Annotated in this window: 14 protein-coding genes; 8 read left to right on the top strand and 6 right to left on the bottom strand. The window is 72.4% G+C overall.

Annotation, left to right across the window (positions count from 1 at the left end; translation table 11 throughout):
- Window positions 1–52 precede the first annotated feature (52 nt).
- Complete coding sequence (locus ACWZEH_RS12110) at window positions 53–1,528, bottom strand: glycoside hydrolase (RefSeq protein ID WP_456199558.1); 1,476 nt, start codon at window positions 1,526–1,528, stop codon at window positions 53–55.
- A 387-nt stretch (window positions 1,529–1,915) separates the two neighbouring features.
- Between ACWZEH_RS12110 and ACWZEH_RS12105 the strand changes: the two genes are divergently transcribed.
- From ACWZEH_RS12105 to ACWZEH_RS12095, 3 genes are all read left to right on the top strand, one after another.
- Complete coding sequence (locus tag ACWZEH_RS12105) at window positions 1,916–2,311, top strand: DUF6412 domain-containing protein (protein ID WP_456199557.1); 396 nt, start codon at window positions 1,916–1,918, stop codon at window positions 2,309–2,311.
- A 127-nt stretch (window positions 2,312–2,438) separates the two neighbouring features.
- Complete coding sequence (locus tag ACWZEH_RS12100; protein WP_456198081.1) at window positions 2,439–3,185, top strand: YidC/Oxa1 family membrane protein insertase; 747 nt, start codon at window positions 2,439–2,441, stop codon at window positions 3,183–3,185.
- A 160-nt stretch (window positions 3,186–3,345) separates the two neighbouring features.
- Window positions 3,346–4,203 carry a fumarylacetoacetate hydrolase family protein gene (locus tag ACWZEH_RS12095; protein ID WP_456198080.1) on the top strand — a complete coding sequence of 286 codons (858 nt, stop codon included), beginning with the start codon at window positions 3,346–3,348 and terminating at the stop codon, window positions 4,201–4,203.
- 62 nt (window positions 4,204–4,265) lie between these two features.
- Here ACWZEH_RS12095 and ACWZEH_RS12090 read toward each other — a convergent pair whose 3' ends face one another.
- Window positions 4,266–4,751 (bottom strand): heme-degrading domain-containing protein, encoded by a 486-nt coding sequence (locus tag ACWZEH_RS12090; protein ID WP_456198079.1) that lies wholly within the window; start codon window positions 4,749–4,751, stop codon window positions 4,266–4,268.
- Window positions 4,748–5,827, bottom strand: coding sequence for a Gfo/Idh/MocA family protein (locus ACWZEH_RS12085; RefSeq protein WP_456198078.1), 1,080 nt, complete (start codon window positions 5,825–5,827; stop codon window positions 4,748–4,750). Before ACWZEH_RS12085 ends, ACWZEH_RS12090 begins: the two co-directional genes overlap by 4 nt.
- Window positions 5,828–5,882: 55 nt before the next feature.
- On the opposite strand from ACWZEH_RS12085, the gene ACWZEH_RS12080 reads away from it, so the two are divergent.
- On the top strand, window positions 5,883–7,064 hold the full coding sequence (locus ACWZEH_RS12080) for an ROK family transcriptional regulator (RefSeq protein ID WP_456198077.1): 1,182 nt from the start codon (window positions 5,883–5,885) through the stop codon (window positions 7,062–7,064).
- A 155-nt stretch (window positions 7,065–7,219) separates the two neighbouring features.
- Window positions 7,220–8,002, top strand: a complete 783-nt coding sequence (locus ACWZEH_RS12075) for a hypothetical protein (protein WP_456198076.1) — start codon at window positions 7,220–7,222, stop codon at window positions 8,000–8,002.
- A 7-nt stretch (window positions 8,003–8,009) separates the two neighbouring features.
- Here the strand turns inward: ACWZEH_RS12075 and ACWZEH_RS12070 are convergent, their stop codons facing one another.
- The gene (locus ACWZEH_RS12070; protein ID WP_456198075.1) at window positions 8,010–8,789 is read right to left on the bottom strand and encodes an HAD-IIA family hydrolase; all 780 of its coding nucleotides are present in this window, start codon (window positions 8,787–8,789) and stop codon (window positions 8,010–8,012) included.
- 174 nt (window positions 8,790–8,963) lie between these two features.
- Here ACWZEH_RS12070 and ACWZEH_RS12065 point away from each other — a divergent pair, with 174 nt between their 5' ends.
- The 3 genes from ACWZEH_RS12065 (at window position 8,964) to ACWZEH_RS12055 (ending at window position 11,718) form a co-directional block, all read left to right on the top strand.
- Window positions 8,964–9,572, top strand: a complete 609-nt coding sequence (locus ACWZEH_RS12065) for a hypothetical protein (protein WP_456198074.1) — start codon at window positions 8,964–8,966, stop codon at window positions 9,570–9,572.
- Window positions 9,573–9,583: 11 nt separating this feature from the next.
- A complete protein-coding gene (locus ACWZEH_RS12060) occupies window positions 9,584–10,264 on the top strand; it encodes a class F sortase (RefSeq protein WP_456198073.1) in 681 nt (226 codons plus the stop codon).
- Window positions 10,265–10,677: 413 nt separating this feature from the next.
- A complete protein-coding gene (locus ACWZEH_RS12055; RefSeq protein ID WP_456198072.1) occupies window positions 10,678–11,718 on the top strand; it encodes a glycoside hydrolase family 6 protein in 1,041 nt (346 codons plus the stop codon).
- Window positions 11,719–11,814: 96 nt separating this feature from the next.
- Here the strand turns inward: ACWZEH_RS12055 and glxA are convergent, their stop codons facing one another.
- Both glxA and ACWZEH_RS12045 read right to left on the bottom strand, forming a co-directional pair.
- The gene (glxA, locus tag ACWZEH_RS12050) at window positions 11,815–13,755 is read right to left on the bottom strand and encodes a radical copper oxidase GlxA (RefSeq protein ID WP_456198071.1); all 1,941 of its coding nucleotides are present in this window, start codon (window positions 13,753–13,755) and stop codon (window positions 11,815–11,817) included.
- Window positions 13,752–15,932, bottom strand: a complete 2,181-nt coding sequence (locus ACWZEH_RS12045; protein WP_456198070.1) for a glycosyltransferase family 2 protein — start codon at window positions 15,930–15,932, stop codon at window positions 13,752–13,754. The genes glxA and ACWZEH_RS12045 overlap by 4 nt, the downstream gene beginning before the upstream one ends.
- Between the last annotated feature and the right edge of the window lie 298 nt (window positions 15,933–16,230).

Raw genomic sequence — 16,230 nt, 5'->3', positions numbered from 1 at the left:
CCCGGGGACAAGGGGCGGGGGCGGGCCGCGGGGGCCGGCGGGTACGCGCCGGTCACACCGTCACCCCGTCGAGTTGCAGGGTCTGGACCGACTTCGGGGCGAAGGGCACGCTCACCGAGGTGCCGTTCAGGCGGGCGTCCGAGTGGGCCGTGTAGAGGTCGCCGCCGCCCGTCGTCACCGTGTTCCAGCGCGGGACCAGGCCGCCCGGGCCACCCGTCACGGAGGAGAAGCGGGAGAGGTCGAACGTCAGGGTCCGGGACGACACCGACGTGTTCGCCGCGACGACCACCAGGCGGCGGGCGGCGCGGTCCAGGGCGGCCACCGCGTAGCTCACCCCTGTGTCGAGGACGGTCATGCCGGGGCGGATGTGGCGGCTGAACTGGGCCATCACGTAGTACTTCGGCTGGATGGCGCCGGGCTGGAGCGTGTTCGGGTCGTACGCGATCATCGCCCAGCCCGGTGACGGGTCCATGACCTGCCAGTAGCACCAGGCCGTGGGGTGCAGCCAGCGGAAGTCGTACAGGAGGTTGCCGGCCATGGTCATGCCGGTGCCGTCGCTGTCACCGGTCTCCGAGTTCCAGAGGACCTTGCGGCCGTTGGTCACGACGTCCGTGTACAGCAGGTCGCGGCGGCCGCCCGAGCCCTGGTAGCCGTGCACGTTGACCTGGCCGACCAGCGCCCGGGTGGAGGAGCCGAAGGAGTTCCACGTCGTCCGCGCGAGGTCGTAGCCCGTCTCGTCCGAGGCCGAGAGGCGTATGCCGGTCAGGCCCCGTCGGTCCAGTTCGGTGCGCAGGTGTCCCAGGACGGACGCCTGCGTCGGTGCGTCGATGTGGCAGCCCTCCTGCGTGCCCGTCGCCGTCCACCAGCTGGAACTGGGCTCGTTGAAGGGGTCGACGGTCGCGAAGCCCACGCCCCAGTTGTTCCGGGCGTACAGGGCGACGGCGGCCAGGTGTGAGGCGTGCTGACGGTGGTTCCAGGACTGCAGGTTGTTGCCGCCGCCGGCCGCTCCGGACGGGTTGTGGTTGGCGCACATCCACCACATCGGGGAGTTGGCGAACAGTTCGGTGGTCGCGCCCCGCTGTACGGCCTTGAGCAGCATCGCGCGCTGGGTGGCGTCCGCCGTCCACTTCCAGGCGGAGGACGCCGGGTCCTCGTTGTTCCAGTCCTGCCAGTAGCCCTCGATCTGCTTGAAGCCGGGGATGTTGGGGGACTCCACCATCGTCTCGCCGCCGACGCTGTTCCAGCCGCACGCGCCGAGGTTGTAGCGGGCGATGTTCAGACCCAGGCCGGGGAGTGTCCGGCCGCCGTACGGGACGGACCGGGTGGTGAAGAAGAGGTCGGCGAAGTCGTCCCGGCCGCCGAAGACGTTCGCCCACCAGGCCAGCGAGGTGCCCCAGCCCTCCCAGGCGCCGAACGCCGCCGACGGGTCGACCGCGATGGTGGCGTCCGCGCGGGCGGTGCCGGTGGCCAGGGCGCTTCCGAGGACCGTCCCGCCGGCCGCGGCGAGCAGGCTTCTGCGTCGGATCATCCGGTTCATGGCGTCTCCAGGGCTCTGCGTCTTTGAGGCTTCGCTCCACTCGGCACCGGGCGGTGGAGCCGGTCATGGGCTGCTGTCGCGTGCATGCCATGCGTCGTCGGATGAAGCATCGGGGCGCCGGGCGGAGATGTCGAGAGTTGTCGCAGCCCTTTCCCGAACCCGTGTACGAAGGGGGTGGGGCCGCGTCTTCCGGGCGCGACCGCGGCGGATGGCGGAATGCCGCTCCTCCGGAGCCGTACGGCTCCGCATGGAGTCGCATGGAGTCGTGTGGAGTCGTGTGGAACTGTTGTGCCCGTCCCGGGCGTTAGGGTGAGGGACAGGGCCGGACCGTGCCCGGTTCGGCCGGGTGCGGGGCGACAGGGGGAGGGGGCGGCGGTGATCCGTACCGCGACGCGCGGTCGCGGCGACGTGCGCGGTGCCTTCGCCGCGGTCGCCGTGCTGCTCCCGCTGCTCCAGGTCCTCCTGCTCGTGCTGCCGGCCGCCGGCGGTCTCTCCGGGCTCTCCGGAACCGTCGCGCTCGCCGCGACCACGGCTGCCGCCGCCACGCTCACCGTGTGCGCCGTCGTCCTCGCGCGCTGCGCTCCCGCCGTGCCGCCCACCCGGGTGCGTACGGCGATACGCGACCGCGACCGGCGTACCGCCTTCCTGCCGCAACGCGACCCCGACGCCAGGGGCCGCACCCGGCCCAGAGCCCCCGGACACGCCCTCCCGGCGACCGCCGCACAAGGGCACACGCACCGGCCGGCTGCAGGGCGGCACATCGCCCGGCCGTGAGGACTCCCGTCCTTTCCACGGCTTTCAGCCCCCTCACCTCCACCGCGCGTGCCCGCGTGCGGGTCGTCATGCCGTCATCGCGTTCTTTCGTTCCGGCACGACGAGACCCCCGGAGGGCTCACCACCCATGTCCGTTTTCGCCAGCCTGGTCGGGCACCTGGCCGACCTGCTCCAGCCGTTGTTCGGCCTCTCCGCGGCCGCCGCCGCGATCGTCCTGTTCACCGCGCTCGTACGACTTCTCGTCCATCCCCTGTCCCGGGCCGCCGCGCGTGGGCAGAAGGCGAGGACCCGGCTCCAGCCGAAGATCGCCGAGTTGCGGCGCCGGTACGCCCGCAGCCCCGAGAAACTCCAGCGGGCCCTCCTCGAGCTGCACACCCGGGAGAAGGTGTCGCCGCTGGCCGGCATCCTGCCCAGCCTCTTCCAACTGCCCGCCTTCTTCCTGCTGTTCTACCTGTTCTCGAACACCACGATCGGCGGGCGGCCCAACGAGCTGCTCGGCCACGAGCTGTTCACCGCACCGCTGGGCGGCCGATGGGCCGACGCCCTGGGGGACGGAGGCCCGTTCGGCGGGGCGGGGCTCGTGTACGTCGGGCTGTTCGCGGTCGTGGTGGCGGTCGCCGCCTTCAGCTACCGGCTGACCAAGCGGTCCATGGCGGCGAACCCGGCATCGGCCGGCGCGGGAGCGAGTGCGGGCAGGGGCGCCGGTGCCGCGGAACCCGTCGCCGTGCCGGGGATGGGCGCGGTGGTCAGGGTGATGCCGTTCCTGTCGTTCTTCACGCTCGTCACCGTGGCCGTCGTGCCGCTGGCCGCCGCGCTGTACGTGGTCACCAGCATGGCGTGGGGCGTGGTGGAGCGGGCGGTGCTCTACCGGTGACGCGCGCCCCGGTCCCCACGCCCGGCCCGGTCCAGTACGTGAACGGGGCCTTGCGGACCGGACGTCCGCCTTGGAGGATCGACCAGTCCTCCGATGGCTGTGCCCGCCGCATCCGGGCCGTGTCCGTCGGGCGGGCCCGCTATCGAGGGAGAGACGTGTCATGAAGCTGCTGCGAGTCGGTACGGCGGGACAGGAGCGGCCCGCGCTGCTCGACGCCGGCGGGACCCTGCGGGACCTGTCGGGTCTCGTCGCCGACATCGACGGGGCGCTGCTCGCCGACGAGGCGGCACTCGACCGCGTCCGGGCCGCCGCCGACGCCGGTGGGCTGCCCGCGCTCGACGCGGCGGGGCTGCGGACCGGACCGCCGCTGGCGCGGATCGGCAAGATCGTCTGCATCGGACTGAACTACCACGACCACGCCCGCGAGACGGGGGCCGAGCCGCCCGCCGAACCGGTGATCTTCTTCAAGGCGGCGGACACCGTCGTCGGGCCGCACGACACCGTGCTCGTGCCGCGCGGGTCCACGAAGACCGACTGGGAGGTCGAGCTGGCGGTCGTGATCGGGCGTACGGCGCGCTACCTCGAGTCGGCGGAGGAAGGGCTCGCGCATGTCGCCGGGTACGCCGTCGCGCACGACGTCTCCGAGCGGGAGTTCCAGATCGAGCGGGGCGGCACCTGGGACAAGGGGAAGAACTGCGAGACGTTCAACCCGCTCGGGCCGTGGCTCGTCACCGCCGACGAGATCGCCGATCCGCAGGACCTCGCGCTGCGGCTGTGGGTCAACGGCGAGCTGAAGCAGGACGGGACGAGCGCCGAGCAGATCTTCCCGGTGGGCGAAGTCGTGCGGTACGTCAGCCGGTTCATGACGCTGTACCCGGGGGACGTCATCAACACCGGTACGCCGGCGGGGGTGGCGCTGGGCCGGCCGGAGCCGAAGCCGTTCCTGCGGGCCGGGGACGTGGTGGAGCTGGAGATCGACGGGCTGGGCAGGCAGCGGCAGGTGTTCGGCGCCGCGTAGCCGCACGACCGCGTGCTCCCCTCCCGCCCAGGGGCCGGAGGGGAGCGGGGCGGGCGCACGGGTCAGGCGGCGCCGCCGTCCAGGAAGCGGGTCAGGGCCTCCACCACCATGAGGTGGTCCTGGAGCTGGGGAAGACCGGAGACCGTCACCGCGCCGATCACGCCCGTGCCCTCGAGGGTGATCGGGAACGAACCGCCGTGCGCCGCGTACGTGTCGGGGTCGAGGCGCGACGACTCCTCGAACGTCGTGCCCTTGGCGCGGTACCGGGCGCCCACCAGGTAGGAGGCGCAGCCGTACCGCTCGACGACCCGCCGCTTGCGGGCGATCCAGGCGTCGTTGTCGGGGGTCGAACCGGGCAGTGCCGCGTGGAAGAGCTGCTGGCCGGCGCGGTGGATGTCGATGGCGACGGGGGCCTGCCGCTCCCGGGCCAGGCCGACGAGGAGCGAGCCCAGCGCCCAGGCGTCCTCGTGGCCGAACCGGCGGAAGACCAGACGGCGTTCCTGCTCCTGCAGTTCTTCGACGGTGGGGGTCGATCCGGGCTGCGTCACAGCGTCACCGTCACCTTCTCGTCGGCCGAGCGGCGGGCGGCCTCCAGGACGTCCAGCGCGGCGGCGGCCTCCTGCGCGGTCACCGGGTTGGGACCGCCCTCCAGGAGGGCCTTCGCCACGGCCGTGTAGTACGCGGGGTAGTCGCCGGGCAGGGTCGGCTCCACGCGGCCGCCGCCGGTCACCGGGGACTCCCCGGAACCGACGCGGCCCCACAGCTCCTCGGGCTCGGTGCCCCACCCGGCACCGGCGGCGGTGCCGGGGCGCAGGCCCTCGCGCAGGGCGGCCTCCTGGGGGTCGAGACCGTGCTTGACGTACCCGGCCCCGGAGCCCAGGACGCGGAAACGCGGGCCGAGCTGGGCCGTGGTCGCGGAGACGTAGAGGTGAGAGCGGACGCCGCTCGCGTGCGTGAGCGCGAGGAACGTGTCGTCGTCCGTCCGCGCGCCGTCGCGGCGGATGTCCGTCTCGGCGTACACGGAGGTCACCGGGCCGAAGAGGACCAGCGCCTGGTCGACGACGTGGCTGCCGAGGTCGTAGAGCAGACCTCCGATGTCTGTGGGGTCGCCGGACTCCCGCCAGCCGCCCTTGAGCTCCGGCCGCCAGCGCTCGAAGCGGGACTCGAACCGGTACACGTCACCCAGCGCGCCCTCGGACACCAGCTTGCGCAGGGTGAGGAAGTCGTTGTCCCAGCGGCGGTTCTGGAAGACGGAGAGGAGCAGGCCGCGCTCCTCGGCGAGCGCCGCCAGCTCGCGGGCCTCGGCGGCCGTACCGGCGACGGGCTTGTCGACGACGACCGGCAGGCCGGCCCTCAGGGCGGCGGTGGCGAGCGGCACGTGCGTCCTGTTCGGCGACGCGACGACGATCAGGTCCAGCTCGGCGGCGCGCTCGAAGAGCTCGTCCGGGGTGGCCACGACACGGACGTCCGGGAACTCGGCGCGGGCCTGCCGCTGCCGCTCGGGGTTCGAGGTGACCACCGTGTCGAGGGCGAGGCCCTCGGTCGCGGCGATCAGCGGGGCGTGGAACACGGAGCCCGCGAGGCCGTAGCCGACGAGGCCGACGCGGAGGGGGGTACCAGTCATGCCCCTACTTTCGCAACGCTGTTGCGAAAGTGCAAGCACGGGAGAGAATGGGCGGGTGAACAGGACGAACGGCGGACCGGACGGCAGGGGCGGGGCGGCCGGAGCGGGCACAGCGGGTGGGGCGGGCAGGACGGGCGGCGGGGTCAACCTGCTCGGCCTGCGCAGCCACAACACCGCGCTCGTGCTCGACCTGCTGCGGACCGCCGGGGCGGAGGGCATCAGCCGCCTCGAACTCGCCGAGCGGACCGGACTCACCCCGCAGGCGGTCAGCAAGATCACGGCCCGGCTGCGGGCGGACGGCCTCGCGGCGGACGCGGGACGCCGGGCGTCCACCGGAGGCAAGCCCCGGACGGTACTGCGCCTGGTGCCGGAGGCCGGGCACGCGGTGGGCGTGCACCTGGACCGGGACGAACTGAGGGCCGTCCTCGTCGACCTCGACGGGACGGTCGTGGGTGAGCGGAACACCCCCCTGGACCTGGGCGCGGGCGCGGAGGCGGTGCTGACCCGGGTGGCGGGAGTCGTCGGGGAACTGCGGGACGGGTCAGCCGTACGCGGACGCCGCCCCCTCTCCCTCCTCGGTGCCGGGATCGCCCTGCCGGGACCGCTGGACCACGCCCGGGGCGTGCTGCACCGGGTGACCGGGTTCCCCGAATGGGACGGGTATCCGCTGCGGGACGCGCTGTCGAAGCGGCTGGGGGTGCCGGTCGTCGTCGACAAGGACACCAACGCGGCGACGCTGGGCCTGGCCGTCGGCGGCGAGGGCGGCTCCTTCGCCTATCTGCACCTCGGCACGGGGCTCGGGGCGGGGCTGGTGATCGGCGGCAGCGTGCACCGGGGGCCACGGACCGGGGCGGGGGAGTTCGGCCACCAGGTCCTCCAGCTCGACGGGCCGCCCTGCGGCTGCGGTGACCGGGGCTGCGTCGAGGCCTTGTGCCTGGAGGCGGTGACCAGGGGCGACACGGACGAGGCCGCCCGGGTGCTGGGCGCCGGCGCGGCGAACCTGGTCGGCCTGCTGGACATCGACCGAGTCCTGCTCGGCGGCCGGATCGTCGAGGCGGCCCCGGAGACCTTCGTACGGGGCGTACGCGAGGTCCTGGAGGCCCGCGCCCGGCGCACCGGGGGCACCCCCGTCCCGGTACGGATCGCCTCGGGCGCCGGGCACGGCGGCGGGCGGCGGGTCGCCGAGGGGGCCGCCCAGTGCGTACTGGCCCCGGTGTTCGGACGGGGCGACGGATAGGGGCGGTTCGTACCGGACCGGGGCGGGCGGGCGCGGACCGGGGCGGGCCGGGGCGGCCGGCGGGCTCCGCCGAGCGGGGGGAACCGTGCCGCCGTGCGGGGGTGATCGGAGGCGCTGCCGTGGTGTTAGCCGGCCGAACGGCAAGGCCACATGGCATGCGACTCTGCACGCCCGCGTCCCTGTTCATGGCGGTGGTGGCCGCGGTCCTCCCCGGCGCGGCACCGGCCCACGCGCAAGCGCCGCCGCCCGCCTGCGCCACCGCGGACGAGCCCGACTTCCCGCTGACCACCCGTATCCACGGCGGCCCCGACTCCTACCGGGCCGGGGGCGGCTTCGGCACCTGGTACCTCGAGCTCACCAACACCACCGACCGTTCCTGCGCCGGCATCCACCCGGTCGTCGTGCTCGTCGACGAGGAACGGGAGCTGCGGGCCTCGCAGCCGGTGCTGGAGTTCTACACGGAGGGCCGGGAACTGCCGCACACCGTCCGCTTCGAGACCACCGACGAGGACGAACTCGTCGGGGCCCTCGCCGACGACGACGCGGGCTTCGGGGGGTTCACCGTCGGGGCCGGCCGGACGCTCACCGTGAAGCTGCGGCTCGCCCTCACGTCCGACGCCGTGGCGGGCGAGGTCGTCGCCACGGCCGCCGTCGTCCAGCGGCACGAGGACGACGGCGACTGGGTCGGCCAGTCGGACGAGTACCGGTTCCGCATCGGGACGGGCACCGCGGCGGAGCCCGCACCGGAAGCCGACGACCCCGGCGCGGACCCCGACGGCACGGACGCCGCCTCCCCCGCACCCCGTGACAGTGGCCTCCCCCTCGCCCGCGAACTCTCCGGCACCGGGCTCGGAAGGCTGGACACGGCCCTGGCGGCGACCGCGCTGCTGCTGGCCGCCGGGAGCGCGGCCGTACTGCTGGGACGGCGGCGCCGCTGACGTCGTCTCAGACGAGGTCCACCAGGTCCGCGATCGAGTCCACGATCCTGGTCGGCCGGTAGGGGTACTGGTCGATGTCGTCCTTCGCCGTGAGGCCCGTGAGGACGAGGAAGGTCGTCATCCCGGCTTCGAGTCCGGCCAGCACGTCCGTGTCCATCCGGTCACCGATCATGGCGCTGGTCTCGGAGTGCGCTCCGATGACGTTGAGGCCGGTGCGCATCATCAGGGGGTTCGGCTTGCCGACGAAGTACGGCTCCTTCCCGGTGGCCTTCGTGATCAGCGCGGCCACGGAACCCGTCGCGGGCAACGCGCCCTGGGGGGACGGTCCGGTGCTGTCCGGGTTGGTGGCGATGAACCGGGCCCCGTTGTCGATCAGGCGGATGGCCTTCGTCAGGGCCTCGAACGAGTACGTACGCGTCTCACCCAGGATCACGAAGTCGGGATCGGCGTCGGTCATGATGTAGCCCGCGTCGTGCAGGGCCGTCGTCAGACCGGCCTCGCCGATGACGTAGGCCGTACCACCGGGGTGCTGGGTGTCCAGGAACGTCGCCGTGGCCAGGGCGGAGGTCCAGATGTTCTCGACCGGCACGTCGAGCCCGATCCGGTTCAGGCGGGCGTGCAGGTCCCGGGCCGTGTAGATCGAGTTGTTGGTGAGGACGAGGAACGGCCGCCCCGAGTCGCGCAGCTTCCTGATGAAGGCGTCCGCGCCGGGGACCGGCACCCCCTCGTGCATCAGCACCCCGTCCATGTCGGTGAGCCACGATTCGATGGGCTTGCGCTCTGTCATGGAGGGGGACTCCTGCCGTTCGTGTACCGCGCGTGGGCCGTGGGCCGTGGGACGACCTCATGCTATGCACAGCGGACCCCACCTCCGATGTCACCCGTACGGAGCAGGCGCCGCACCCCCGGGTGTGCGGTGCACCGCCCGGCGGGGGAGGCTCCCGGTATCTGGAGGTTCACGATGGGTTCACTGCGAGTCGCTCTCTGTACCGGAGTCCTGGCCGTCACCGCGCTCACCCCGGCCGCGTACGCGGTGGACGGGGACACGGGTGTCTCGGTGACGCCGACGACCCCCGCCCCGGGCACCGACGTCACCCTCGAGGTGGCGGAGTGCGCCGAGCGGACGGCGGTCGCCGTGTCCTCGGCGTTCGTCTCCGAGGTCCGGCTCACCGTCGCCGACGGCGTACTCGTCGGCGAGAGCCGGGTCCGCTCCACGCTCACCGCCGGGACGTACCCGGTGCTGGTCGACTGCGGCGAGCGGGCCCGCCGGGGCACGATCACGGTCGCCCCCGCCTCCGCCCGCGACCGGCCCACCGGGGCCACCGGGGCCACCGAGCCGGCCGAACCGTCGAAGCCGGGGGCCGTCGAGCCGACCGCGCCCGCTTCGCCGGTGGCCCCCGTCGACGCGGGTGGTGGCGGCACCGCCCCGCTGGCCGCCGCCGACGCCGACGCCGACGAGGACGGGCCAGGCGGCGCGCAGGCGCTGGCCGGACTGCTCCTCGCGGCAGCCGCGGCGGGAGCCGTCGTACGCGGCCGCGTACGACGGGACCGCGAAGCGACGACCGGCTGAGGCGGCCGACGGTGTCCGGTCACGACGAGATACGCCCGGCCCCCCGGGTACGTCCCGGGCGGCTGCTCACCGGTGTGGTCTGGGCGGTGCTGCTGCTCGTGCTCTGGCTGTGCGGCCGGGAGGTGACCGGCCTGCGCCCCGGCGGGGCCGGGCCCTCCACCGGCGACATGGCGGCCGCCGGCCGGCCGCCCCAGGTCGACCTTCCGCCCGCGCACCGCCCGCTGGGCGAGGCGCAGCCGCGACGCCTCGACATCCCCGGCCTGGACGTCCGGGCGCCGGTGGTCCCCCGCGGCCTGGACGAGCGGGGCGCCCTCGACCCGCCGTCGTTCGACCGGCCGGACGTGGTCGGCTGGTACGCGGGCGGGGTGACACCCGGAGCATCCGGCACCGCGCTGCTCGTGGGGCACGTCGACACCGAGACCCGGCCCGCCGTGTTCTACAAGGTGAGCACCCTGCGGCCCGGCCAGAAGATCAGGGTGGTCCGCGAGGACGCCGGGGTCGCCGAGTTCACGGTCGAGGACATCCAGGTCATCGCCCGTGACGGGTTCGACGCCCGGCAGGCCTACGGCCCCCGCCGCTTCGGCCGGGCCGAACTGCGCGTCGTCACCTGCGGCGGCACCTTCGACGCGGCACGCGACCGCTACACGGCCAACGTGGTCGTCTACGCGTACCTGACCGGTACGGCGGCCTGACCGTTCCCCGCCGAGAGCCCCGCTCGCGCGGCCCGGCCGGTGCCCTGTTGCCCGGCGGCCGCCGGCCGGGCCGGCCCGTGCGCGCGCACGGGCTGCGGGAGTCGCCCGGAGAGCCGTGCGGGAGGCCGCGGCGGACCGGTGGGGCAGGGGCGGAGCCGGCGGAGGGCGTCGACGGTGGACACGGCGTCGGGGCCGGGCACACCCGTCCCGGAGCCCGTCCGCGGGATCAGGCGGCGGCCGGCCCCTCCCGGGGCGCGGGCGGCCGTCGCCCCGGGTGACCCACCACCGTACGACGGCTGTAACAGCTCGCGGACAAGAACGGCTCGGCCTCATGACCGCCGCGGGACGTATGTCAGGATTGGGACCCGGAACAGCTCGCAACACACGGAACAAGTGCACCCAAGGGGGGTTGGATGTACGGCAGCAGGGGGGTCGGGGCGTTCGCCGGGAGGCGGGCGTCGGCAGCGGTACTGGGGGCGGCGCTGCTGATGACGGCGTGTTCCTCCGGCGGCGACGACGAGGGGGACGGCGGCCCGGACAAGGCGGCCGGCGCGGAGATCACGCAGCAGCCCAAGGACGCCAACCCCTTCTGGGTCAACCCGGAGGGGACCGCCGCGCGGCAGATGGCCTCTCTGGAGGGGGACGGGAAGAAGGCGGAGGCCGAGCAGATCCGCAAGATAGCGGAGCAGCCCGTCGCCGAGTGGATCAGCCCGGAGAACCCGCAGGAGCAGACCCGCGGGTTCACCGAGGCCGCCGACGAGGCGGGGCGCACCGCGCTGCTCGTCCTCTACAACATCCCGCACCGCGACTGCGGCCAGTACTCGCAGGGCGGCGCCGCCGACGGCAACGCCTACCGCGCGTTCATCGACGAGGTGGCCAAGGGCATCGGGGACCGGGCGGCCACCGTGGTCCTGGAGCCCGACGCGGTGCTCCACCTGGTCGACGGCTGCACGCCGGAGCAGTTCCACGAGGAGCGCTACGACCTCCTCAGCGGTGCGGTCGCCGAGCTCAAGAGCCTGAAGAACACCACGGTGTACCTGGACGCGGGCAACGCCGGCTGGGGCGACCCCGACCGGATCCCCGAGCCGCTCGAGCGGGCCGGTATCGACCAGGCCGACGGCTTCTCGGTGAACGTCTCCAACTACTACTCCACCGAGGACTCCATCGCCTACGGCAAGCAGCTCTCCGCCAAGGTCGGCGACAAGCCCTTCGTCATCGACACCAGCCGCAACGGCAACGGCCCGTACACCGGGGGCGACGCGGCCGAGCGCTGGTGCAACCCGCCCGGCCGCGCCCTCGGCGAGGCGCCGACGACCAGGACCGCGGACCCGCTGGTGGACGCCTACCTGTGGGTGAAGCGGCCCGGCGAGTCGGACGGCGAGTGCAAGGGCGGCCCGAAGGCCGGCGAGTGGTGGGAGGACTACGCGGTGGGCCTCGCCGAGGCCGGCGACTGAGCCCGCCCCACCCGCGCACGCCCGTACACACGCCGAGGGGCGCCCTCCGTCACGGAGGGCGCCCCTCGGCGTGTGTACGGGCGGACCGGCCGGCCGTTACGGCACCCGCACCCACTGTGCCCTGCTCGGTGTCCCGTCCGCGGTGGTGGCGAACATCATGTACCAGCCCGCCTGGACCAGGTTCCGGCTCTTGGGCACGGTCACCGTCAGCCGGTCGCCGTCGGCCTCGAAGTCCAGGGCGACGGAGCGCTGGTCCACGTCGGTGACGTGGGTCGAGGCGCTCGGCCGGATCAGCCGCACCTTCTCGATCGACGCGGCGTCCTTCGAGGTGAAGGTGCCGGACTCGCCGTGCTCGATGGTCTGCGGGCCGCCCGACAGGTCGGGCTGCTCGTTCTCGCCGTAGAGGTACGGCGGCGTGTAGATCTCGATGCGCTGCTCGAACTCGCCCGGCTTGGTGTTGGCCTTGTCGCCGTAGAGGGAGTCCGAGCCGAAGAACATCACGCGGCCGTCGGGCAGCAGGATCGAGCCGGAGTGGTAGTTGCGGCCCACCAGCGGGTCGGCGACGCGCCTGAGCTCGTTCTCGGCCGTGTCGTAGAGCCGCGCCTCGAGGATGTCGGAGTCGCCGCGCCCGCGGTAGTCCTGTGAGCCGCCCGCGATCAGCACGCTGTCGTCGGGCAGGACCGAGGCCTGCGGGTAGCGGGTGCCCTTGTCCATGGAGGGGCCGTCCTTGAAGCGCGGGTCGTCGGCCTTGAGGTCGACGATCCGGGTCTTCTCACTGGACAGCCGGGACTCGCCGACCCCGCCGCCGCCGATCACCATGTACTTCTCGTCCTGCGCCGGGGGCAGGAGCACGGTGTTCGCCGTCTCCAGCATGTCGGCGTCGCTCAGGCCGGGGACCTTGGTGAACTTGTTGGTCTCCACGTCCCAGACGCCCGGATCGCGGCCCACGTCGTCGGGGCCGTAGCCGGCGTTCGCGCCCGAGTAGAAGATCTTGCCGTTCTGCATGAGGAACAGCGCTGGGTAGGTCGGGAACTGGCGGACCTCCTCGGTGTAGGTCCACTCCTTGGTCTTCGGGTCGTAGACCTCGTTCTTGCCCGGGACGAGCTGGCCGATGTCGTCGAGGCCGGAGACGCTGAGGATCCTTCCGTCGCTCAGGGTGGTGAGCGTCGGGTACCAGCGGGCCTCCTTCATCGGGTCGACCTTGATGTACTTCTCCGCCACCGGGTCGAACTCGAAGGCGTCCCGGATGCCCTGGAAGTCCTTCTTGTCCAGGGCGAGCTTCTCGGCGATGCCGTACGTGTTCTTGGCGTCGGCGCCGGTCAGACCCGCCACCGTGTAGTTGTCCTGCGTGCCGGTCTCGTACTTGGCGCCTTCCTTCTGCGCCTCGACGTAGATCCGGCCGACGCCCGGGGTGTTGCCCAGGAACTCGCCGGTCGCCGGGTCGAAGTTCTTCTCCGCGCGGGGGACGAGCACCGGGTCCTTCGAGACGAAGGTCTTGCCGTTCTCCTTGCCGGTGAACCTGGTTCCCGCGGGCAGGGTGATCGGCTTGTCCGGGTTCTCGTTGTTGACGATCATCAGGCCGCCGGCCTTCTTCACGTCACCCTTGAGCTTCTCGTACCGCTTGGTGCCGCCGGCGATCAGGAGATTGCCGTTGGCGAGCTGGGTGTGGCCGGTGCAGAACAGGTCGGTCGGCGTCGGCACCTTCTTGATGGTGCCCTTGACCGGGTCCCAGACGCGGGTGTCGTACCGCTTGGCGTCGAAGTTGTCCTGGTCGTTGCCGGAACCCGCGACGAGCAGCACCTTGCCGGTGCGCAGCAGCGCCGCGTGAATGGTGTTCTGGCGGTACTCCTTTGGGAACTCGACGATCTCCCAGCGGCCGTTCTCCGCCTTGTACTCCGGCTGATTGATCTTGTACTGGTGGTATTTCTCGGACCCCTCGCGGTACAGCCAGGGCCCGTTCATGCCGGCCAGCGCGAGTACCACCGCCGTGCCTATCGCGATCCGACGGGCGCGACGGCGGCCTGCACGGTCGTTCATTCCTTACGTCCCCCAAGTCCACCCAGGGCGATCTGCATCGTCTGGTCGTCGCCGGAACTGTTCCCGGCACCTGTCGCTCCACCCGGGCCACCCGCTCCACCCGCTCCACCCGGTTCTTCCGGGCCCGCGGCCGCGGAGGCCTGCGGCTCTCCCGGCCCCGCCGGTCCGCCGTGGGAGGCGGCCCAGCTGGGCCGGTCCGGCCGGCCGTGCGCGGCGTGCTGCTGCCCGTACTGCTGACCCCGCGGCTGCGCGTGTGCCTGCTGCTGGACGCGCGGCAGCACCTGCAGCTGCTGTGTCGCCGGTTCGTGGGCGAAGTCCTTCGGCGGGTCCGCCGCCGGCCGGTCGTCCGGGTGCCGGCCCGCCGCATGGGCGCCGGGCGGCTTCTTCCTGTCCTGGCGCATACCGTGCCGCCAGACGAACATGGGCGCGGCCGTGATCATCAGGGCGAACGTCGCCCAGATGACCATCGCCGGGTGCGAGTGCCCGTAGACGAAGCCGGCGGCGATGGAGCCACCGAAGATCAGGATGAAGTACCAGTGGTACCGGAAGGTGCCGAACCAGGTGTCCGGGCTGGCCGAGTCGCCCTTGGGCGTGACGACGAACTTGCTCTTGCGGCGCAGGACGGAGTCGATCAGCGCCTTCGCGTAGAGCGGCGCCGACAGCGCGGACATGACCATACCGGCCACACCGCCGGAGCCCTCCGGCTCGTGCGGGGAGACGTTGTGACGGCGGTTCCAGACGTAGAGGCCGATCTGGAGCGCGGAGGCGTTGCCGTAGAGCATCAGCCAGACCGCGGGATCGATGTTCACACCCGAGGCGCCCAGGCCCAGGAACAGCGCACAGCTCAGTGCCGCCAGGATCCAGTTGAGGGCCGACATCGGGTAGAAGATGATCATCATGGTGTAGTTGAAGAGCTTGCTCGGCGGCAGCGAGTACCAGCCCTTCCAGTACTGCTTGAGGATCGTCTCGTACGTCCCCCGGGACCAGCGCATCTGCTGGGTGAAGAAGTCCGTCCAGGCGTTGGGGCCCTCGCCGACCGCGAGCACGTCCGGGGTGTAGACCGAGCGCCACTTCCTGCCCGTCACCGGGTTCTTGGCGCGGTGCATCTCGAAGCCGGTCGCCATGTCCTCGGTGATCGAGTCGTACAGGCCGCCGATCTGCTTGAGCGCCTTGATGCGCACGGCGTTGGACGTGCCGACGAACATGGGGGAGCCGTAGCGGTTGCCGGCCCGCTGGATGAGCGCGTGGAAGAGGAACTGCTGCGACTCGGCGGCCTTGGTGACGAAGTTGTCGTAGTTCCCGTAGACCTGCGGGCCGATGACGAAGCCGACGTTCGGGTCGCGGAAGAAGCCGAGCATCCGCTCCAGGTAGTTCGGCAGCGGGATGTGGTCGGTGTCCACCGAGGCGAAGAACTCGTAGTCGTCGCCGTGCGCGTCGAGCCAGGCGTTGTAGTTGCCGTGCTTGGTCTTGGCACGGTGCGGGCCCTTGGCCTGGTTCCACTTCGCGACGCCCTTGCGGGAGAAGTGGTGCACGCCGAGGCGCGCGCAGACCTCCTTCACCTCGGGGTCGTCGCCCTCGTCGAGCAGCCAGACGTGCATGGTGCCCCGGTGGCGGATCTTGACCGCGGCCTCCAGGGTCTTCGTCACCATCTCCAGCGGCTCCTTGCCGGGCACGAAGGAGGTGAGGAAGGCGACCCGGGTGCCGGTCTCGGGCACGACGGGGACCGGGTCGCGGGCGACCAGCGTGGCGTGCGCGTTGGACAGCACGTTCAGGCAGCGGAAGAGCTCGATCAGACCGATCGAGACGAGCATCACGACGTCGAGGGTGGGCAGCCAGTCGAACGCCGGGTGGTCGCGCTCCGTCCAGTGCGAGGGCTGGAGCAGCCACACCAGCAGCACCACCGACAGCAGCGGGGCCGCGGCCAGCATCAGCGCGATGCGGATGCGGTGCGGCTCCTGCGAGATCAGGGAGCGGTACTGCACCTGGTACGGCCTGCCCGGATCGGGCTGGGTGAGGGGGCCCGAGAGCCGGCTGTAGTGCTCGTAGTCGTATCTCGGCAGCGTCTTCTTGATCCGGCGGAAGGCGCCCGTGTTCCCGGTCCGGTGCGCAGGCACCCTGAGCTGGGTGGTCTGGGACGGGTCGTCGTCCCTCTGGGCGCCCGACGGCGTCGACGTCATGAGTGTCATCCCCCCACATGCGGTCCAGCCGCGTGTTTCGTCGCTTTCTTCCGCCCGCCTTTGGTCCCCCTCGACCTTCACGGACGTGTCAGTGGTGGACCGCTGTCACCACGTCACCCACACCATATAGACACGGCACAGCGCTCCATTCGGTTGCACGGCGCACCCCCGTCGGCATGGTCCGGAGAGCGGGTTCCCCCGCCCCGCACCGTCCACGACCGGCCTTCGGCCCCCTACGACCGCGGGCCCGCCGCACCGTGAAGGGAACAGGCTGTACAGGTTTCACCATGATCGCAAG

Source organism: Streptomyces yamdrokensis (assembly GCF_053890455.1).
Note: the sequence above shows the minus strand (reverse complement) of the source record. Positions and strands in the feature narration are given on the sequence as shown.